The organism is Candidatus Villigracilis proximus (assembly GCF_016717045.1).
Classification (GTDB): domain Bacteria; phylum Chloroflexota; class Anaerolineae; order Anaerolineales; family Villigracilaceae; genus Villigracilis; species Villigracilis proximus.
The window spans coordinates 97,496-119,353 of record NZ_JADJUO010000009.1 but is presented as its reverse complement, the minus strand read 5'-3'; the positions used below and the strand labels follow the sequence as shown (position 1 = coordinate 119,353).

Genomic DNA, 21,858 nt, shown 5'->3' with positions numbered 1-21,858 from the left:
ATTTGAGCAGGTTATGACTCGAGCCTGTTCCAATGGAACTGCTGCCAGTGAGTATACAATCCCGCCGCTGCTATTTGCGATGATGGTATTTTTAAGAGTCAACGTATTGTTATAGATTTGAATGCCGCCGCCATTGCCGTCGGGGGCTGTATTCGCGAGAGTGTGACGTTGGTAAGGGATACACTGCCAAAGGAGAAGATCGCGCCGCCCCGGCTGCTGATTGTGCTGTTCTCGGAAAATGTACTGTTCGAAATATTCAAGGAGCCGCTGCCCGTAAAATAGATGGCGCCCGCGTCATTGACGGCTGAGTTATTTGAGAAAGTGCTGTTTGAAATTTCAGCATTGCCGTTGGACGCCATGATCGCCCCTGCAAAGTTGGCTTGATTGTCTATAAAGGTTGAGCCGCTAATGGTAAATGTGCCGCTGCCGACCTGATTGATAATGGCTCCAGCATTATCAAACGCGATATTTCCCGAAAAGACGCTGTCTGGAAACAATAAGGGTTGCACCGCTATTATTGATTGCGCCGCCGTTACCGCTGATGGCCATATTTCCAATAAATGTGGTGTTTGATATGGTGGCTGTGCTGCCGCCAGAGTTAAGAATGGCGCCCCCAAATATGCGGTTGTATTATCGGAGAAGGTGCTGTTGGTAATGGTTAGTACCGCAGAGCCAGTTTCAGAGGAAACAGCGCCGCCGCCGCTTGAAACGGCAGTTGTGGCGCTATCTGAAATGATGCTGTTATTAATTGTTAAGATGCCCTGATTTGTGACGGCGCCGCCGCTGCTAACGGAATTCATGCCTTTGGTCAATGTGATGTTTTGCAAAGTCAGGTTTCCGCCGTTAAATACAGAAAATATTTGCACATCTCCTGCGCCGGTCATATTTGTGTCGCCGCTGATCGTGATGGTATTTCCGCCGTCAATGGTCAGCGTGCCGTCGCTATATATCGTGGGCAAAATGGAAGAAAGATAGATCGTGCCGCTTACGCTAAAAGTGATAATGTCGTTTGATCCCACAAAGGTTGCAGCATTGATTGCTTCTCTTAAAGAACAATGCGTGCCATTACAGGTGCCATCATCCACGTCATTGAGTGAGTTGACAACAAACGCGCTCGCATACGCAGGTGTGACTGGCGCAACAGTGATGGCAGAGAGCGCCAGCGCAGCAGCCAGGAAAAAGATCGAAAAAGCTCGAATATTAATTTTCATTTGAAACCTCCAAACATAGATTTGAGTTGAATTAATTGAAGTAAAAATAAAACACAGTGGGATTACTAGCGGCCTGACAGTTTTAAAATTAGGACGCAGATGAACGCTGAAAACGCTGATAAAAACATTTTTTGCTCATGGTTTTTGGAAAATCTGCGTTCATCTGCGTTTCACTTCGCAAGCGTCCAAAAAAGCAAAGTGTCGGATGGCTAGTGGGATTATTGACCTGTCATTTTTCAACTCCTTCCCCAGCGGGGAATTTTTCATCCAGAAAGATCAAAAGTTTTTCCAGCGTTGGGAAGCCGAGCACTTCATGGGTATGGGGATTCTCAAGCTGCACGCGCCAGGGTGTAAGCTCATCCTCACGCCAAACCCGCAGGAGATATGCGTGATAATGACGAAGCGGAATCACAATATCAGTAGTTGACTGCGTGCTATAATCTGAATCTTGATCTGAATGAGTTGATTTCATGGATACCATTGGGTCGCAATAAAGATAGTGGATATTTAATGTCAACTATATTCATAAACCGCTTAGAAAACGCTCAGAGCCATGCCTCATAAACTCCAACTGACAGTATTAGGTGAAGTTTCAATTCAAAAAGAAGGCAAACGGGTCACCGGACTGCCTTCACGTGCCGCCGAGGCTTTGATCATTTACCTCGCATACAACCAACGCCCGGTTACGCGCGAAAAACTGGCCGAGCTTTTATGGGCAGATCGTCCGCTAGCCCAGGCACTTACCAACCTGCGCACCATCCTGACCTCTTTACGACGCGAAGTTGGGGATTTTTTATCATCACACGCGACACGCTGGCCTTCAACACAGAAAGCGATATCTGGCTCGATGCGGGGGAATTTGAACGTCAATTCAAAGATTTGGGATTATCCGGACGCAGTGAAATTCCCAATGATGCAGACTCTGCCGCAAAACTACAAGCCGCGCTGGATCTATATCAAGGGGATTTTCTGGATGGATTTCATTTACGGGATGGAATTGGATTTGAGGAATGGGCCATTCTCCAACGTGAACACTTAAGACAGACAGCCCGTGATGGATTCCGTTTTCTGACACACTATTACCGCAAAAAGAACAGCCATACCGAAGGGCTGCTCTCTGCTTCACGCTGGCAGCGCTTCGACCCTTATGATGAAGAAGCCTGCCGCACTTTAATGGGATTGTACATGCGCACCGGTCAACGCGCCGCTGCCTTGCAATGTTACCAAAACTTAAAACAAAAGCTGAACACAGATCTGCACATCAGCCCGGCATCGGCTTCAACTGATTTGTTTCGTAAATTTCAACAGATCGAATTTCCGCCCATGCTCAATCTGCCTGCCGCCGCCACACCATTTGTCGGACGTCAAAACGAGATCATTGAACTCGCACATCGGTTGACATCCACAGAAAATCGTTTGGTCACCATTACCGGCCCCGGCGGCATGGGCAAAATGAAACAGCGCGCTATCTGGCAGAGCGCACCCCCGGTCAATTTTTACATGGAATCAGTTTTGTTCCGCTCGCAACTGTGGATACGCCCGAAACCATATCCGCCCGCATTGCCGAAAGCATCGGATTTATATTTCACGGCGCGCAGTCTCCGCAAAAGGAAGTACTTGAATATCTGCGTGAACGGGAAGTATTGTTAATTCTGGATAACTTTGAACAGCTCGTGGATCAGGCCGGAAGCGGAATTACATTTCTGGTGGAAATTCTTCACCAGGCTTTGGGCGTGAAATTACTGGTCACCTCCCGCGAGCGGCTTAATTTATATGCAGAGACGATCTTCGACGCGCGCGGTCTGAACGTACCTGAAGCGGGTGCGGCGCAAGCGGAAGAATACAGCGCGATGACCCTGTTCCGCCAAAATGCACAACGTGTGAATCGCACCTTCCACTTTACTGATGAAGAGACCACCGCTGCAATACGCATCTGCCGTCTGGTCGAAGGTATGCCATTGGCAATTGAACTGGCATCAGCCTGGATCCCCCATTACACTTGCACACAGATCGCCGACCAAATTGAAAAAGACCTCGATTTTCTGGCAATCCCATATCACGATGCACCAACGAGTCATCGCAGTTTGCGGGCAGTGTTTGAACGCTCCTGGTCTTTGCTCTCTCCTGCAGAGCAAACAGCATTTGCCCAACTTTCCTTATTTAGCGGCGGGTTTAGCCTGGAAGCCGCATTGACTGTAATTGGAGTGGCACCATCCACCGACGAGTGGATGCCCGTCATCGATCTGACAGATAAATCACTTCTACAACGTCAGTCTGCTGAGCGTTACGATATTCACCCTTTGCTGCGCCAATATGCCGCCGAAAAACTGTCCGCTCTTCCTGAAGCAATGGAAGAGGCCGCATCCCGTCACACATCTTATTATCTTAATTTCCTAACGCAACTGGGCGACGGAGAATCTCCAGAGCAGCGCGCCTTGATCCGGCCAGAACGAGCCAACATCCGCATGGCCTGGGAGCGGGCATCAAAAACCGGAATGTTTCAGGAACTGGAAAATACCGCGGGCGTTCTACATAGTTTTTTCAGTGTGGAAAGCTGGTTTCAAGAAGGCATTACCCTCTTTCAAGATACACTTACCATTCTTAATGAAAAGGATCGAAATCAAACAACAGGCCTGCTCTGTGAATTACTCGGGCGCAAGGCGCGTATGCACATTCACATTGGACAATTGGAGTCAGCCCGCGCCGACTTGCAACAGGCATTAAATCATCTGGAAAATATGGATGACCCGTCCCGCCGCTCGCGGGTGTTTGATTCACTTGCGATCACAAATTACTACGCTGGTGATTATGCCCAGGCGATCGCTTTGGCAACAGAAAGCCTGAGCATCTCTGAAAAAACGGAGAATGTAGATGGAGCCGCCTTCTCTCTTAATTTTTTGGGAAGCTGCACCAAAGCGCAGGGCAATTACGAGCAATCACGCAGTTATTTTGAACGATCTGTTGCCGTATATCGCTCGATCCAAAGTGAGCTCGGCGCAGCCATGGCGCTCAACAATCTCGGCAACCTGCTGCAAGCACAAGGTGACTTTCATACCGCACAGCAATATTACGTCGAAAGCAGCGGGATATTAAAAAAACAGGATCATATACATGGAGCCGCCACCACCCTCGGCAATGCAGGAAAACTCGCGGCCAAACAAGGCGAGTATGAAACAGCGCGCCAACTGCTTGGCGAAAGCCTGGAAATGAAACGCAAAATTAATGATCAACGCGGAGAAGCCGTTGCGCTGACTGGTCTGGCAGATGTTTCTCTGGCAACCGATGCACATGCTGAAGCCAGAGAGCAATTGATACAAGCGTTGAAATTGGCGTTTCAAGTCGCGGACGTTCAACTGATGCTTGATATTCTAGGGGCAGTAGCTGCCCTGACGGTTAAACAAGAGCGCCGGGAAATATCCCATCACTTGCTGTCTTTTCTTATTAATCATTCTGGGATTGCAGAAGAAACACGCCAGCGGGCGATCCTTTTGCTAAAAGAGATGGATAGCCAGCCGCTCCCTGAGCAAGACACATGGAATCAGGAATCTGTTGAGGACGTGGTCTCTGCCATATTACGCGATCTATAAGTTAATCACTGATTGAAATCATAACCATGACACGCCCCGAATTTAATTAACTCAAGTTGCCACCATACCCAAAATCCTAAAATCTTTGCCATGAATTTCGCGAATTGGCACGGATTTTTTTCTCAGATTCGCGGAAATTCGTGCAATTCGCGGCCAAAGGGCTTTCATGGAGTGGCTACAGTTCAAGGTCGCAATCTGGATTAATTAATGGGATGCGGAACAGGACAAAAAATCCACGTCACATTTTCTCTTAAAAAACGACTCACCCACGAAACCTTAATTTCGGGGTGAGTCGTTTTATATATTAGACGTTATCGAAAATAAAACTTTGACCGCGATGAATATAATTAATTCGTGTTCCTTCATGAACTTCGTGAATGGAGAATTAATTCCAATAAAAATCCATTCATTACGGCAGATTAAATGTCCTCACCAAAAAGATTGCCATTTGTGCGCGGGTGACTGAGTCATCGGGGCAGTAGTTGCCTGCGCCGCAACCGCTGGTGATGCCGTCGGTGACAAGTTGCTTGATGAACGGAGCTGCCCAATAATTGACTGCCACATCGTTGAAGCCGGTGCTGCTCCCCACAACGGGCGGACTATAACTGGAGCCGTTCTTGGCTTTCAGCAAAAACACTGCCATCTGCGCGCGGGTAACGGTGCTATCGGGACAGTAATTGCCGCCGCCGCATCCGCTGGTGATGCCTTCGGCGGCCAGTTGTTTGATCCACGCGGCGGCCCAGTAATCGGCGGCCACGTCACCGAAGCCGGTATTGCCATTCACAGCAGGCGGCGCATAGCTTGAACCGTGAATCCCTTTCAATAAGAAGATCGCCATTTGTGCGCGAGTGACGGTATTGTCAGGACAGTAGATGCCCGTACCGCAGCCACCAGTGATGCCGGCGTTGAACAGGCGTTCAATATAACCGCTGGCCCAGTAGGTTAATGGCAGATCTGCAAACGTGGCTGATCTGAGAACCGTATAGGCTTCGCCGCTCGTGAAATCAGCTGCCAACGGATTCCCGCCCCATCTTTGATGCTTGCCGTCACTAACCACATCCATGCGGGATCGTGCCATTGCTGCGCTGCCGGTGTTGATACTGACAGTGTAACTACTGCCTGAGCCGCTGACTCCGCTGACAGCGGCGCCTGATACGCCGCTTGTCCGTAAGTCAAAATCGCCGATGCTGACTCCTGTCACAACTTCAGAGAAGTTAACAGTGAAAGATACAGTTGCCACATTGGTTGGATTCGGATTGACGCGCATAATGGATAAAACAGTAGGCGGGACGTTCCCATTAAATTCATAAGCGCCAATATCACAGCGAACGCCGGCCCGGCCATAACCGCGCTGATCGGCAGGGAGCACAACGCCGGAAGAGTTTACGCAACCAAAAATTGAATCTGCAGTGTCGATTGCGTTGCTGCCGGCGAGGAGCGCAACGGTCTTTGTTGGGCCGCCATTATTCTGCAAAATGCCGAGCAGGTTGAGGTCATTGAGTTGTGTCCAACTGCCGTTTTTTGTGCAACTGCCGCTCGTGGTTAGTCCAAGCGCTCCAATCAGATTTTGCCCATACGAGTTAACGGTCCCATGGCAATCGTCATAGACCGGAGCGCCGCTGACACTGTTCCCCGCCAAGATCGTATTGCGCTGATTGAAGACTCCGCCGCTCATGACGTACACGCCGCCGGCCAGACCGTCTGCATCTGCATCCCCGTTCGCGCCGTTGTAAACAATGCTTGAATTGTAAACATTGGCAGTGCCATCCTGGAAATTAAAGATAGCGCCGCCGTTGTTTTCCGCATTATTGCCGCTGATCGTACTGTTGATAATGATCAGGCTGTTATTCTGGTTAAAGATGCCGCCGCCAGATCCGCCTCCTTCATTGACTTCATCTCCAATGGCAGAATTACCAGAGATCGTACTATTTGTGATCGTAAGTGTGCCGTTGTAGCTGAAGATACCTCCACCACCGGTTTCGCTTTTGTTGCCAGATATTGTGCTATTTTTTATTATGGTCTCTTGCCCACCAGGGCCGCTGAGAAAAATACCGCCGCCTTCGTAAATAGAAGAGTTGCCAGTGATAATACTGTTCGTGATCGTTAACAACGGGCCGTAGTTACGAATACCACCGCCAGAGGTGGTATAGCCTTTTGTAATGATCAGACTATTCAGTCCAACAATAACGTCAAAAGTGATGTAGATCACACCCACATTGCCGACGCCATTGCCATCTGTATCGCCGCTGAGGGTGATCTTTGAGGCCAGCGCAGAGCCGTCAATATTCACATTTTTGGAAAGAGTCAATTCAGAAGCGAGGCGAATGGTTGCGCCGGAGAGTGAGGGATCGAAGGTGATGGTACTGCCGCTGGATGCGTCTGCAATTGTCTGGCGCAAAGAACCGGCTCCGCTGTCATTAGTATTGGTCACAATAAGCGGGGCCGCGTAGACAGGTGTGACTCCAACTGTGCTGAAGGTCAATATCAACAGGGTCAGAAAGATCATGATCGATTGAAATTTGAAAATAATTTTTTTGGTAAACATGGATATCCTTTTTATGCTCATTTTTAAATAGATGTCAATCGAGTTTGGTCTTATAAATTTATTCCAAACGGCAGATTGAATATCTTCACCAGAAAGACTGCCATTTGCGCGCGTGTCACTGCGGCATCGGGGCAGTAGAGTCCCGCGCTGCAGCCGGAGGTGACGCCTTCGTAGGCTAGTCGTTCGATCCATTTATCAGCCCAGTAGCCGACGGGTACATCGTTAAAGACGCCTGTGGCATTGGGCGGGATATAAGCCACTCCATGTTTGGCTTTCAAAAGGAAGATCGCCATTTGGGCGCGGGTTACGGTGGCATCGGGGCAATAGACATTCGCGCCGCATCCGCTGGTGATGCCTTCTGCTGCGAGTTGTTTGATCCATGCGGCAGCCCAATAATTGGCGGCGACATCACTAAAGCCGGTGCTGGCTCCCACAGCGGGCGGAGCAAAACTGGAGCCGTGCATACTCTTTAATAGAAAGACTGCCATTTGTGCTCGGGTAACCGTGTTATCAGGACAGTAATTCAGCGGGACGGTTGAACAGCCGCCAGTGATGCCGGCGTTATATAAGGTTTCGATATATGTGTTTGCCCAATAATTTAATGGGACATCGCCAAAAGTCACCGTCTTGCTAATTGAGTAGGACTCATTGCCCGCGAAGCCGGCTTCCAATGGATTCCCTCCCCCATCTTTAATACTGCCGTTACTGATCATATCCATGCGGATCGTGCCATTGCCCGTGCCGGTGTTGATACTGACAGTGTAACTACTGCCCGAGCCGCTGACTCCGCTGACAGCGGTGCCTGATACGCCGCTGGTCCATAAGTCAAAATCGCCGATGTTGACTCCTGTTACAGTTTCGGAGAAGTTGACGATGAAAGATATAGTCGCCGCGTTGGTTGGGTTTGCATTGGCACGCACAATGGATGAAACGGTGGGCGGGGTATAGTCATTAAATTCATACGCACCGATGTCACAACGCACACCTGCTCGTGCTTCTCCCCGTTGATCCGTAGAGATGACAACCCCGGAGGAGTCGGTACAACCAAACACAGGGTCAGCGCCATCAAGTGCGTTACTGCCTTTCAGCAATGCAACTGTTTTTGTTGGACCGCCGTTGTCCTGCAAGATGCCAAGCAGGTTAAGATCATTGAGTTGTGTCCAGGTGCCGGTGCCGGTATAGACCGTACAACTGCCACTCGTATCGTCATAAGGAGCCCCGATCAAGTTTCGCCCATATGAACTGATTGTCCCGTTGCAATCATCATAGACTGGAGCGCCGCTGACGCTATTGCCTGCTAACAGCGTATTACGCATGTTGAAAGTGCCAATGTTATACACGCCTCCTGCCTGCCCACCGTTGATGTCTGCATCTGAGTCGGCAATATTTCCGGCGATGGTACTGTTGTAAACATTCATCTGCCCTGTGTTCTTGTTAAAGATCGCGCCGCCATTAAGGAATGCCTGATTTCCGATAAGTGTGCTGTTGATGATGATTAAGTTTTGAGAAGCATTGTAAATCCCGCCGCCGGAACCATACGCGCTATTATTGCTTATCGTACTATTGCTGATCTTTATTTCCGTCCCGCCGCTCAGAATGCCGCCGCCATTGCTGCCGGTGCTGGAATTCCCGGAGATTGTGCTGTTCTCAATACTCAGATAACTGCCGCTTTCGTCAATGCCGCCGCCGCCAAATGATGAGGTATTTAGATTAATCGTGCTGTCACTTATCCCCAACTGATTTAAATTGTATATTCCACCTCCATAGCCAGCGCAATGATTATTCGTAATTACCACATCACTCAAATTTAAAAAACCTTCGTTATAGATTCCGCAACCACTATTGATGCCTGTTAACAGGTAGCCATTCTGAATGGTTACACCCGTAATATCCACGGAACGACCTGAGTGAACATGCAGCACACGGTCATAGGAATTCGCATCGATGATAGTCGTAGCAGCGCCCGCGCCAATAATATGATAAACCGTAGGAGAGATGGTTGGGGTTGTCAGATTCAGGTCGCCGCTTTCGTCACCATCTGCTGGCGAAGCCGGAGGTGTCAGAACATAGTGGCCTGATGGCACGTTGATGGTTACACTACTAACTATAAAACCGGCTCTATTGGCCTGCATGATCGCCGCACGCAAGGTGCATGTATTAGCTGCCGTATGACAGGTGCCGGGCTGGGTCAGGTCATCCGGCAGGTCAAGCGTGCTATTAACCGTAAAGGTATAGTCGATAAAACTAAGCGGAGCAGGTAGTGCGTCGGCTTTGACAGGCGTGACGCCCGTCAGTAAAAGCATGATCATAAATAAAATAAATAATTTTTAAAATTGGTTTTTTAGAAAACATGGGCCGTCCTTTTTTTATTCAATTGATTTAACGAAAGTAAAATGGGGCTGCAATATGTGTAAGTAGGGAGCCTTAATATCTGCATGATATACTCCTGAATATTAATCTGGAATCGGCAATGCATAGTGACACAAGAGTGACACAATTTAGGCTCTTTAGGATTTGCCGTGATTTGTACACGGATTACACGGAAAAGAACGGATTTTTTCAATAAAAAATCCGTGTAAGTCTGTGAAATCCGTCAAATCCGTGTTCGAAAGGTTTTAATCACGGGAATTCCCAGAGACCCACAATTTATAGAGGAGTAGTGTGGCAGACAATTCGTTTGGCGGTTGGCTGAAGCGCCGGCGCATAACTCAGGGATGGACGCAGGAACAGGTCTCACTGCAAGTCAATTGCTCACTGAGCACCCTGCGAAAGATCGAAGCAGACGAACGCCGCCCCTCTGTGCAACTGGCGGAACTGTTCGCTGAAGTCTTCAAAATCCCTGTAAACGAAAAACCTGCTTTTCTAAAATTTGCACGCAGCGAGGGGGTATCTAATTTTGGACTGCCTGATAAAGAATCACCCTGGCGCGTCTCATCCCCACCCCGTTCAAACCTCCCCGCATCCGCCACTTCATTAATTGGAAGAGAGCAGGAAACCGCTGTTGTCTGTGAATATTTATTACAAGCGAAGATTCGCCTCGTCACGTTGATCGGCCCGCCGGGGATAGGCAAGACACGTTTAAGTCTGGAAGCCGCACGCGAAGCATCTCCTAATTTCCCTGATGGAGTTTTCTTTATTGCATTGGCTCCGCTGGAAAACGTAACTCTTGTTGCACCGGCTATCTTGCAAGCGCTTGGTTATGTAGAAGATAAAGATCATTCGGTTCAACAACAGATCATCAACGGCATAGGGGATAAAAAAATATTGCTTGTATTGGATAATTTTGAGCATCTGATGGATGGCGCTGCGCCGCTCGTTTCAAGCCTACTTTCAGCCTGCTCCCGTTTAAAGGTCATGGTCACCAGCCGTGAATCTCTGCGTGTTTCCGGCGAGTGGGTGTATTCCGTACCCACGCTTAACCTCCCCAAAGAAAATGCAACCGTCAGTATGGAAACTGCTCCTGAATTCCCCGCCCTGACTCTCTTTGCAGAGCGCGCCCGTGCTGTGCGTTCTGACTTTGTACTTACCCCTGACAACATCCAAACTGTTTCATCCATCTGCACACGACTGGATGGCCTGCCGCTCGCCATTGAGTTGATCGCGGCCCGCATCCGTTTGATGTCACCACAGGCTTTGCTCGAACGTCTGAACGATCAATTTATATTATCCGCCAATGGTATGCGCGCAGACTCTGCGCGCCAGAAAACATTGGAGAATGCCATCGGCTGGAGCTATGATTTACTCTCTCCCGATGAGCAAAAACTATTGGTCCGTCTTTCCATTTTTAGCGGCGGCTTTACTTTGGAAGCAGTTGAATCAATGTTCTCAGAGCTGTTTATAATTAAACCAATCCGCGACCTTATCGCATCATTGTTAGACAAAAGCCTCATCAGACTCACAGTGAATGATCTTGGCGAAATCCGCTATGACATGCTGGTAACGATTCAACAATTCGCATTAAATTATTTACATCGCATCGGTGGCGAATCAGAAACGCACAACCTTCATCTGGCTTATTTCCTTGCCCTCGCCAAACAAGCCGATAAAGAAGCCCACGGCCCTAATCAAATTGAATGGATGGATCGCCTTACCCTTGAATTAGGAAACTTTCGCGCGGCGCTCAACTGGTGTTTCTCCTCAGGGCAAACCAGTAGCTATTTACAACTATTCAACGCATTGGGTTGGACATGGAACGTACGCTGGTCTAAAAGCGAAGAGCAAGGTTGGTTTAATAAGATACGCGCCATCACGGAAGCGGTCGAACACCCCGCAGAATATGCACAAATGCTAAATAACGCCGGACTGCGTGAGTGGCGTTTAGGAAACTATCGTGAGGCGCGTTCTATTTTAGAAGAAAGTCTGTCTATATGGTTAAAGCTTGGTACGGGTAATGATTTTGGGAAAGCCGAGGCCCTGAACCGATTAGGCATGGCGGCACGCTGGGGGGAAGCAGATATCAACAAAGCAGAATCCTATTTCAATCAAAGCCTGGCGCTCTTTCAAAAAGAGGAGGATGACTGGGGAGTCGCCTGGAATTTTTTCCATTTGGGAGGCGTGGCAAGTGACCGCGATCAGGATCAAATAGCGCTTTCTTTCCTTGAACAAAGCCTGAGTCTCTTCACCGAGTTGGGCGATCCATGGGGAGTGGGCAGAGTATCCCAATTTTTAGGAATGCTTTACTTAAAAAAGGAGACTACAAAAAGCTCATTTTTATTTTGACCAGCACCTGAAAAATGACGAGCGTCTTCGGTTTATGGATGGCGTTTTAGTTGCATTAACCAATTTCGGAAAATTGCATAGTATTCAAGGTGATTATGATCAGGCCGAACAATATTTTTTAAACAGCCTGACGATCAGCCGCTCGTATGGGATGAAAGCCGATATAGGCATTAATTTATATAATTTGGGAGTACTGGCTTTACATCAAAATAATTTTCCACAAGCTTTGCATTATTTTCGTGACTACTTCAGATCAGCCCGGACAACCAATGAGGAAATGGCAGCTCGCAACTTTTTTATTGCATTGGCCGCCGTCGCTGGCGGAACAAATCAACCTGAACAGGCCGCCAGATTATTTGGCGCAGCACAGGAAACTGAAAATCGATTTTCACCATTTAACCGTGCTGTTTTAAACCGGCTTATTCAAATGGCACGGGATCAACTGGGAACGACGCGTTTGAAGCCCTGCAAACTCAAGGCCGCTCAATGACTCTGAAAGAGACCATTTTATTTGCTCTTGAACTTCAGCACAGCTAGATTTTCAATACTCCGCACTTTCCCCATATTAATATTTTTATACAAGAAAGAGCCGCAAGACCATCGTCTCACGGCTCTTTTGATCTTGCGGCACAACTGAATGGCATCCCAGACTATGGCAGATTAAATGTATTCACTAAAAAGACCGCCATCTGCGCGCGAGTTACATCTGAATCGGGGCAATAACCACCATTGCCGCAACCGGCAGTGATGCCCTCTGCAACCAATTGTTTGATAAAAGCTGCCGCCCAGTAATCCGCGGCGACATCGGTGAAGCCAGTGCTGCCACCCACAGCGGGCGGGGCATAACTGGAGCCATTCATGGCTTTCAGCAAAAAGATCGCCATCTGTGCGCGGGTGACAGTGCTATCGGGGCAATAACTCCCGCCGCCACATCCGCTGGTGATGCCTTCAGCCGCCAGTTGTTTGATCCACGCTGCGGCCCAGTAATCGGCGGCCACGTCACCGAAGCCGGTATTGCCATTCACAGCAGGCGGCGCATAGCTTGAACCGTGAATCCCTTTCAATAAGAAGATCGCCATCTGTGCGCGAGTGACGGTACTATCAGGACAGTATTGCAGAGGGCTGAGCACACAGCCGCCAGTAATGCTGGCTGTATATAAACGCTCAACATATTGCCAGGCCCAGTAATCAGAAGGCACATCCTCAAAAGTGGAAGGAAGAAAGGAGGACGAATTCGTTGAATTGAATGAAGCGCCTACATTTCTGCTCGGTTGACCGCTTTGTGTCCACAGGCCGCTGCCATCTATTTGCCAGCCATCTACCGTGACAGGTTTCGTGGGCAAAGTCCAGTGGACATGAGCGCCTGAACCTGATCCACAATATGTTAAAAATTGAATATAGATACAGGAAGGTGAAGAACCTTGAACACAAGCCTCAAAAGGATAAGGAGTGGAAATATCGCGATAGCCGCTGCCTTGCGTGCCATTGTAAAGAAGAGCTAATTTTTGTCCTTGAACGACTTTTTTGCCTTCTAAATTTTGAGCCATCCAGGAATTGTAGTCAACATGTCTGTAAGTCATGACGCCGTTCGGCGTTGTCAGATTAATCGCGACCTGATTTGTGTCAAAGTTAGGACCGCCACAGACCCGGGTAACGGTTCCAGCCGCTGAAGCCAGAATCCACATATCGCCTGGTGCCACATTAGACGGTGCGAAATCAACCGCCAAATTCGTATTACCATGCCAACCATATGTATATCGCCACACCTGAGATTTATCCCAGGGAAATCGAAACGTAGTTGCCGCTTGAATGCTCGCAGCATTTTGGGTTTGAGGATTGATCTCCATCTTAAGTGCCGGCGGTAAATTAGCCAGAAGACTATCAAAAGATGAAGTTCCCTGTAAAGCAACCTGCCAGATAGTCTCGGAATAAACGATAAACCAAACACTGGTTTCCCAGGCGGGGGGCTCAGTTCCGACAGCCGCCGCAAGATGCCCAATTCCCCAGGAACCTTCTGAATCATAATGCCCGACCACAAAATATGTGCCGTTATCCAAAATACCCGACGGGCGAAATTGAATAGCCCGGATCATTGAAGGCCGGGCGTCAACAGGCAGGTCTCCAAACTCATATCCAATGTTTGTCCCTTGCGCATGTGCAAAGGGTATTCCCTGAATTGAAAAAAGCGACAACATCAAAATAGCATAAAAAATGAAAGTAAATATTTTATAAAAATAAAGGTTTTTCAATTTTTCATACATGGTCGACCTCCTGAGTTAAATCGTACTATTTTTAATAAGGCCAATAATTTGACTTGTTACAAACAAGCTTGAATATTTTATTATGAATAAAGTCCGTTTTGGCTTAGACCCCCCTTACAAAATATTGCTGCCAGATGCCCCGTTTTTTCGACAAGAAATGACACTGAAAGGAAATCAATTCAGCTGCCATCATAAAACAAAACTGGACAGGTTCGCACCTGTCCAGTTTTGTTTTGAAAAAACTTATTTCATTACGGCAGATTAAAGGTCCTGACCAGGAAGACCGCCATCTGGGCGCGGGTCACGTCGGAATCGGGGCAGTAGTTACCGCCGCCGCATCCGCTGGTGATGCCGTCGGTGACCAGTTGCTTGATGAAAGGAGCTGCCCAATAGTTAGTAGCCACATCGTTGAAGCCGGTGCTGCCACTCACGGCAGGCGGGACAAAGCCTGAGCCATTCTTGGCTTTCAAAAGGAAAATTGACATCTGAGCGCGAGTTACTGTGGCATCGGGGCAGTAGTTACCATCACCACAGCCGCTGGTGATTCCTTCAGCCGCCAATTGTTTGATCCATGGGGCGGCCCAGTAATCGGTGGCGACATCTGTGAAGCCGGTATTGCCATTCACAGCGGGCGGGACATAACTTGAACCATGAACGCCTTTCAATAAGAAGACCGCCATTTGTGCGCGGGTAACCGAGCTATCAGGACAGTAATTGAGCGGCGAGGTAGTGCAACCACTGGTAATGCCGGCTGCGTAAATCGTCTCAATTTGAAGCCATGCAAAACCTGTCATTGGCACATCTGCAAAAGTAGCCGTGTCGATCACATTATTGACACTGACCGTCAAGGTCTTGGTTATGTTTAGTGTGCCGCTATCAGTTGAACGAACACAAATCGAATAACTATTCTTGACTTCAAAATCAAATACTGCAGCAGATTGCAGGTTGCCGCCATTGATCTGGAAGGAGGCATCGTCGGTTCCAGTTCCACCACAGAAGGTGTAGGTAAAAGTATCGCCAACATCAGGATCAGTTGTAGAGAAAGCGCCGATCACACTACCAACAGGTTGATTCTCATTGATTGCCGCATTGGAAATGGAAATATTCGTCGGCGGGTTGTTGGCCGCATTGACTGTCAGTGTTCCATTAATATAGCCGCTGAAAATATAATCAGTATCTGAACCGCCAGTACAGACAATCGGATAACTACCCGGAAGACTATGAGGGCCGCTGACAGAACAAGTTGGCGCTACATCAATCACTGTGCCGGGGTCGCCATTTACAAGACCATCATAACTGAAAGTAAAGATCGGATCTGACTGACCAACAATAATCGTCTGGTTATTGGCAGTCACAACCAACGGAAACGGAGGAACGAAGAAGGAACAAGCTGCATCTCCACACCAGGGGGTGTAATCTACATCAATGGATACAGAGTCCCCGCTTCCAGTTCCCACGCTTGACGGACCAGTGATATTCCCCCACCAGTTTTTCTCTCCATCCATAAGCGTGCCCGATGTATTATTAATACCTTTGGTAGTGTTGCCAGTGATCTTGTTAAAATTGGCTTTAGCACTCGCGTCACTGCCTGAGACCAAAATACCTGTGACAGAATTGGTGATTGTGCTGTTTTGGATGTTGGCATATACAGTAGAGCCATTCGTATTACCAACGCTGTCTGAAACAAAAACGCCGGCGGTTGCCGCATTATTGATCGTTACCCCGTCAATTTTAATGGAGGTGTTATCAGCGTTGCTGTTGTACCCTTCAAAGTTATTTATCCAAACACCATAGTTACCGCCTGTCACTGTTCCGCCTGAGATGGTAAGGGCAGCAGTTGTGGGTGTATTCCAAATGTTGTATCCAGCAGAAGGATTTTGCGTAATCGTGCCAATATTAATGATGTTATTGGACAGGGTGGCATTAACAGAGCCCTGGAAGGAACTAAGCAAAATACCATTCCATTTGGCTGAGTCTGAACTGGATATTGCGTTGATGGTATTGTTGGACAATGAAATTGTAGAAGCGCTGGAATACCAAAGGTTATTGAAAATACCCAATCGCCAGGCGTTAATGGTATTGTTGCTGATGCTGCCGGTGGGGCCAATATTTGCGCGATAGTAATTTCCGGTTTGAATACCCACACGGACATTGTCAAATACATTGTCTGTAATATCAGCGTAAAAATTATTGTAGATCAATACTCCCAGTCCCCAATTATAGGTCGTTTCGCCGATGTCACTGATCAGGTTGTAGCGGAAATAATTATTCGATGTTGCCGCATCATTGGTATAGTTGTAGAAATCAAGCCCGCTATAAGTGGCATTTTTGAGAATATTATTCTCAATGACGATGCCGCCCACGCCTTCACTGCTGGCGATCAATTCACACGCATCCACATCAGCCGAACCGATTGCAATGCCGCTGGTTGGCGCTGGGTTGTCGCCATCGAATTTGAAACCTTTGATGGTCACATCGCTCACAGCCACATACGCCATGACCGTACAGGAGACATTGGGGTTTGGTAACGAAGTTGCCGGGAGCAAAATCGCTTCTCCAACGCGGGTGCCCGTATTGGGATTAACAGCACTGTTCGGGCCGAGCAATGTCAGTGACTTATCAATTAATAGATCTTCAACATAGGTTCCCGCCGGCACACTGATCGTATGACCGTCAATAGTGGCCGCATCATCAATCGCAGCCTGTATACTGCAAAAATATGCTCCAGTATTATCATTTGTAACAGTGGCAGTACCTACCACGCCCACATTACGGGAATTTACCCCATTGCCTGAATAAATATTGGTACCAGGCACATATGCACAGGCGGTCGGTGAATTTCCGCGGCCAAAATAGGTATCAACCAAATTTGCCTGATCACCATCCCCGGCAGTGTCAGCAATGTAAGGCAGATGACCGGCCTGTACCTGCACACCCACATCATTGTTTGTCAATGTGTTCCCCTCTACCTTCATTTTTGTGCCTTCGACCACTATACCGAAGCCTGTGCTGTTCGAACCCGGATTGGCCTGACGATAATCGCTAACGATATTATTGCGGACAATAACACCAGTGGGAATATCAACATATCCAAACCCAGATTGATATGCACGGCGAATAACAGAAATACCGGCAAAGTCACGCAAGTCAGCGCCGGGTGTTGAAAGAGAAATAGTATTATTCTCAATCACAATGCTACCGTCGCCGGTAGCTGCCCCGGTGCCATTCGGCATTTTGATCTCAATACCGAAACGTCCGTTATTTGTAATTGTGTTGTTTTTAATCACATTCGGACCTGAGCCTGAGGTCAACCCAAGAAAAGCCATTCCGCTATCCGAATTACTGATGACTGTATTCCCCGTAACTGTAACACCTGATGCAGTCCCGTCTTGCAGTTCAATTCCGCAGCAGTTATTACTCTTCACGTAATTGTTGGTAATCGTGATATTTTGTTTGAATCCATTCCAAATCACAATACCACGGGCTTTATTCAACTGTGAGTCTACATTATTGATTAACACAGTGGATACCGGCCCATTCATATAAATACCACCGCCGTTCACTGCATTGTTGGTGTTATTACTATATACATGAACGCTATCAATGGTGAGATTGTTATTCCCACCGACACCATAGATACCGCTGTTGCTTGAAAAATTTTGAACGCGCAGGTTTTTGATCGTAACGCCCGTTACTCCATTGTTTATGGTAATGCCTGCAGAAGTTATCACCGCTGGCGCGCCGCTATCAATAATAGTATGAATTGTGGAATTAGGCACATCATTCGCGTTCATCGCAAGCGCGCCGATAAGACTGATGTTATTCGTGTTAATAATAACGTTTTCGTTATAGGTTCCAGCAACTACATTAATCACATCCCCAGATACAGCAGCATCCACAGCTTCTTGAATGGTAGCAAAGCAAGTAGAGGTGTTGGTTGGGTCTACACACAATGGGCCTGCAGCCCTGGTAGACTGCGGTACGCCAAAGGCAGTTAAAAAAACAAAAATCGCGCTAATAAAAATTGACACGGACTTATTTACAGTATGCATTCTATCTCCTTAGTAGTCTATTTGAAAAAAAGGTTGTGGGTAAAATTAGAATTTTTATTTTGCCTCCTTAAAAACAACAATCCATAGGACATCCTTAGCATCTTTCAGAAATGCAAGGCGCTATAAAACAATAAGCTTTTCTTATGCAAAAGGCATCTGACTATTAGTACCAAAATAAGCGATAAATGTAATGTACAACTCTCTGCAGATGAAGCAATTTATATTTTGCTTTTTAAGCTTTGCGATATAAAAGGCGAAAGTATGAAATTTTCAACAAATATCCTTCGCTACCTCTCCGATTTACATGCCGGCAATCACTTATGCTCACTCGGGCCTTTTTTGAAAACTATTTGTTTCAACCGCAAATCTATTTATTACGTTTTCTGTAAGTCCTTTGTCCAAACAACAACTTGCGCTAGTCTGCACGAGTGTTCAAAAAAACGTGGTGATTAGCGTAAATTTACGGGAAAAATCATTGCAATTGCCTTGCTGCTTTTACAAGAAATGGATTCTAATGATCTCTGCTGAATATTTCGTTGCCATTCCATTACATTTTAATAAAGAGAGCTGCGAGGTTACTCTCGCAGCTCTCTTTATTAAGAAACCTGTTATCTATTATTTTCTACGGCAGATTAAAGGTTCTCACCAGGAAGACCGCCATTTGCGCGCGGGTGACTGAGTCATCGGGACAGTAGTTGCCTGCACCGCAGCCGTTGGTGATGCCGTCGGTGACCAGTTGATTGATGAAAGGAGCTGCCCAATAATCGGTAGCGACATCATTGAAGCCGGTGATGCAACCCACCGCGGGCGGAGCATACCTGGAGCCGTTTTTGGCTTTCAAAAGGAAGATTGCCATCTGGGCGCGGGTGACTTCGCTATCGGGACAGTAGATTCCAGCGCCGCATCCGCTGGTGATGCCTTCGGCGGCCAGTTGCTTGATCCACGCGGCGGCCCAGTAATCCGCAGCGACATCGCTGAAGCCGGTGTTGCCATTCACGGCAGGCGGCGTATAACTTGAACCGTGAATCCCTTTCAATAAGAAGATCGCCATTTGTGCGCGGGTGACGGTGCTGTCTGGACAGTATTGCAAGGAACTGAGCACACAGCCGCCGGTGATGCTCGCTGTATATAAACGCTCAATGTAACTATTTGCCCAATAACTATATGGAACGTCGGTGAAGATCGGTGTCTTGCGGATCGTATAGGTCTCACCTGTTATCAAGCCGGCAGAGAGTGGATTAAGACTTAAGTCTGTGATGCTGTCGTTATCCAGTACGTCTAGACGGAGGATGCCGCTGCCAACGCCGGTGTTGACACTGACAGTGTAGACACTGCCTGAGCCGCTGATTCCGCTAACGGCGGCGGAAGATACGCTGTTTGTCGTCAGGGAGAAATCACCCGGGTCTACTCCGATCACAGATTCAGAGAAGGTGACGGTGAAGTCTACGCTCAAAAGATTAGTCGGGTTTGGATTTACAAGCACGCTGGAAAGCACGTTGGGAGAAGGATCAAATTCAAATGCGCCAATATCACATTGACTCTCCTGCGGACGTGCCACCCCACGTTGGTCTTTGCCGCCCGGGCCAAAGGTTGGTGAGGCGGAAGACAAAGCACAAATTGAATTATCTCCTCCGTTATGGGCTGGAGAATCAAGACCAATTGCGAGGGTTTTTGTGGGACCGCCATTGTCAGCGGGCAAAGCCAGTTTTGGATCAGTTGTGAGACTTGGAGTTCCACATTGATTAGGGGATACAGCATTATTTTCCACCAGGTTATTCGTATTGATTCCAATTGTGCCGCTGTCGTTAAAACAATCTGTGCCGACTGGGGAATTGGCGATGATCGTATTGGCATATATCAGGTTACCCACATTGTATATGCCGCCACCGCTGGTTAATGAGGAGTTCTCTGAAATGGTGACATTCGTTAAAGCCAGGGATCCCAAATTGATAATGCCACCGCCATACTCTGTCGCAGAATTGCCAAAGAGAGTGCTGTTTGTTGCGGTCAGCGTGCCCCAATTGGAGATACCGCCGCCATTCCCAGTAGTAGAGTTCTCTGAAATGGTGCTGCTCAAAATATTAACTACACCGGTAAGAGTTATATTAAAAATACCGCTACCAGCCGGCGCAGAGTTGTTGGAAACGGTGCTATTTACCAAAGTCAATACGCCGTTATTTTCATTAAGCACGCCGCCCCCGCCAGTATTTGCAATGTTTTCGGAAATAGAAGTGTTTGTAATTGTCAGGTTTCCAGAATTAATAAGGCCGCCGCCAAGGAAAAAAGCAGAGTTGGTTGAGAGGACGCTATTGGTCACGGTTAATACACCAAGGTTAGCAATTCCCCCGCCATTAAATGAACTTGTATTTCCGGTAAAAGTGCCTTCTGTAATACTCATTTGATCTTCATTGTAAATAGCACCTCCACTACTCACTCCGCCAAAATCTGAATTTCCGGTAAAGATGCAATTCTCAATCGTCACTTGGCCTTCATAGTTATTGATCGCTCCCCCATTCCCAAAACCAAAGGCCGAGTTATTTGTAAATGAGCTGTTTGTTAAAATTGAATTGCCATTGATGCTGTTGACGATAGCCCCGCCGCCCGCGGTGGCAGAATTATCAAGGAATATACTATCATCTACAGATAATGTGCCGATATTCGCAATTCCGCCTCCATTTCCTTGCAATTGGCTAATCGATTGCGCGACATTATCAGAAAATGTACTTCCTGTAATGGTAAGTGTCTGACCATAGTCATTGAATATTCCCCCGCCATCTTCTGCCATGTTGTCTGTTATGGTGCTATTGATGAGCGTTAGATGCCCTTTATTATAAATACCGCCGCCGCCCAACCCACCAACATAAGAATTACCCGACAGGGTGGAATTTTTAATCGTTAAGGTTCCATAATTTGCAATTCCACCGCCGCCATTTACCCCGCTGGCTTTCCCCTTCACAATATCCAATCCATTTAGCTCAACTGGGAAGGGTCCACCAATTTGAAAAGCAGATACATCCCCTGTGCCATCGCCCTCTGTATCGCCGCTCATCTGGATGTGTGAAGTAAGGCTTGACCCGTCAATCGTGAGGCCTTTGTCAATTAGCAGGGATGAATCCAGACGAATGATGGCGCCTGAAAGAGACAAATCAAATGAGATTATGTCGCCCGAATTACTATCGATAATTGCCTGACGCAACGAACCGCTTCCGCTATCATTTGCATTTGTGACTGTCCAAATCGTATTCGCACGGACGATCTGATTTGGAATTCCACCCAGAATGACAATGATCAGGACAAAAATCAACATAAAATAACTTGGCTTTTTCACGAGATACCCTCCAAAATTTTAAAATTCTCAAAACGCAAGATTCAAGTATAACGCTATGTGCGTACTCTTTACAATCACCGGCTGAAGGCCTTTAAACGAGTTACTGGTGAGATTCAACGAGACATTTCTCCCCTATGCTGAGCCCGTCAAAGTGT

Annotated in this window: 11 protein-coding genes; 4 read left to right on the top strand and 7 right to left on the bottom strand. The window is 47.6% G+C overall.

The window, feature by feature from the left end; translation table 11 throughout:
- Positions 1–98: 98 nt before the first annotated feature.
- Entirely contained in the window at positions 99–1,211 is a 1,113-nt protein-coding gene (locus IPL71_RS11595) for a CSLREA domain-containing protein (protein ID WP_345321721.1), read from the bottom strand.
- A gap of 229 nt (positions 1,212–1,440) precedes the next feature.
- Positions 1,441–1,683 carry a hypothetical protein gene (locus IPL71_RS11590; RefSeq protein WP_345321719.1) on the bottom strand — a complete coding sequence of 81 codons (243 nt, stop codon included), beginning with the start codon at positions 1,681–1,683 and terminating at the stop codon, positions 1,441–1,443.
- Positions 1,684–1,922: 239 nt separating this feature from the next.
- Between IPL71_RS11590 and IPL71_RS11585 the strand changes: the two genes are divergently transcribed.
- Both IPL71_RS11585 and IPL71_RS11580 read left to right on the top strand, forming a co-directional pair.
- On the top strand, positions 1,923–2,861 hold the full coding sequence (locus IPL71_RS11585) for a bacterial transcriptional activator domain-containing protein (protein WP_345321717.1): 939 nt from the start codon (positions 1,923–1,925) through the stop codon (positions 2,859–2,861).
- Between the two features lie 200 nt (positions 2,862–3,061).
- On the top strand, positions 3,062–4,798 hold the full coding sequence (locus IPL71_RS11580) for an ATP-binding protein (RefSeq protein ID WP_345321808.1): 1,737 nt from the start codon (positions 3,062–3,064) through the stop codon (positions 4,796–4,798).
- A gap of 409 nt (positions 4,799–5,207) precedes the next feature.
- Here IPL71_RS11580 and IPL71_RS11575 read toward each other — a convergent pair whose 3' ends face one another.
- Both IPL71_RS11575 and IPL71_RS11570 read right to left on the bottom strand, forming a co-directional pair.
- On the bottom strand, positions 5,208–7,343 hold the full coding sequence (locus IPL71_RS11575; protein WP_345321715.1) for an S-layer homology domain-containing protein: 2,136 nt from the start codon (positions 7,341–7,343) through the stop codon (positions 5,208–5,210).
- A 50-nt stretch (positions 7,344–7,393) separates the two neighbouring features.
- Positions 7,394–9,646: an S-layer homology domain-containing protein gene (locus tag IPL71_RS11570; protein WP_345321713.1), complete on the bottom strand. Its 2,253-nt coding sequence runs from the start codon at positions 9,644–9,646 to the stop codon at positions 7,394–7,396.
- A 358-nt stretch (positions 9,647–10,004) separates the two neighbouring features.
- Here IPL71_RS11570 and IPL71_RS11565 point away from each other — a divergent pair, with 358 nt between their 5' ends.
- A complete protein-coding gene (locus IPL71_RS11565; RefSeq protein WP_345321712.1) occupies positions 10,005–12,062 on the top strand; it encodes a tetratricopeptide repeat protein in 2,058 nt (685 codons plus the stop codon).
- Positions 12,063–12,096: 34 nt separating this feature from the next.
- Entirely contained in the window at positions 12,097–12,552 is a 456-nt protein-coding gene (locus IPL71_RS11560) for a tetratricopeptide repeat protein (RefSeq protein ID WP_345321711.1), read from the top strand.
- Between the two features lie 160 nt (positions 12,553–12,712).
- Here the strand turns inward: IPL71_RS11560 and IPL71_RS11555 are convergent, their stop codons facing one another.
- From IPL71_RS11555 to IPL71_RS11545, 3 genes are all read right to left on the bottom strand, one after another.
- A complete protein-coding gene (locus IPL71_RS11555; protein WP_345321710.1) occupies positions 12,713–14,323 on the bottom strand; it encodes an S-layer homology domain-containing protein in 1,611 nt (536 codons plus the stop codon).
- A gap of 251 nt (positions 14,324–14,574) precedes the next feature.
- A complete protein-coding gene (locus IPL71_RS11550; protein ID WP_345321708.1) occupies positions 14,575–18,375 on the bottom strand; it encodes an S-layer homology domain-containing protein in 3,801 nt (1,266 codons plus the stop codon).
- Positions 18,376–18,997: 622 nt separating this feature from the next.
- Positions 18,998–21,703: an S-layer homology domain-containing protein gene (locus tag IPL71_RS11545; protein WP_345321706.1), complete on the bottom strand. Its 2,706-nt coding sequence runs from the start codon at positions 21,701–21,703 to the stop codon at positions 18,998–19,000.
- Between the last annotated feature and the right edge of the window lie 155 nt (positions 21,704–21,858).

Excerpts from the sequence above, each read along its gene's own strand:
- IPL71_RS11570 (WP_345321713.1), bottom strand. The coding sequence starts at position 9,646 with ATGCTTTTACTGACGGGCGTCACGCCTGTCAAAGCCGACGCACTACCT.
- IPL71_RS11575 (WP_345321715.1), bottom strand. The coding sequence starts at position 7,343 with ATGTTTACCAAAAAAATTATTTTCAAATTTCAATCGATCATGATCTTT.
- IPL71_RS11595 (WP_345321721.1), bottom strand. The coding sequence starts at position 1,211 with ATGAAAATTAATATTCGAGCTTTTTCGATCTTTTTCCTGGCTGCTGCG.
- IPL71_RS11590 (WP_345321719.1), bottom strand. The coding sequence starts at position 1,683 with ATGAAATCAACTCATTCAGATCAAGATTCAGATTATAGCACGCAGTCA.
- IPL71_RS11550 (WP_345321708.1), bottom strand. The coding sequence starts at position 18,375 with ATGCATACTGTAAATAAGTCCGTGTCAATTTTTATTAGCGCGATTTTT.
- IPL71_RS11555 (WP_345321710.1), bottom strand. The coding sequence starts at position 14,323 with ATGTATGAAAAATTGAAAAACCTTTATTTTTATAAAATATTTACTTTC.
- IPL71_RS11585 (WP_345321717.1), top strand. The coding sequence starts at position 1,923 with ATGGGCAGATCGTCCGCTAGCCCAGGCACTTACCAACCTGCGCACCAT.
- IPL71_RS11560 (WP_345321711.1), top strand. The coding sequence starts at position 12,097 with ATGGATGGCGTTTTAGTTGCATTAACCAATTTCGGAAAATTGCATAGT.
- IPL71_RS11580 (WP_345321808.1), top strand. The coding sequence starts at position 3,062 with ATGACCCTGTTCCGCCAAAATGCACAACGTGTGAATCGCACCTTCCAC.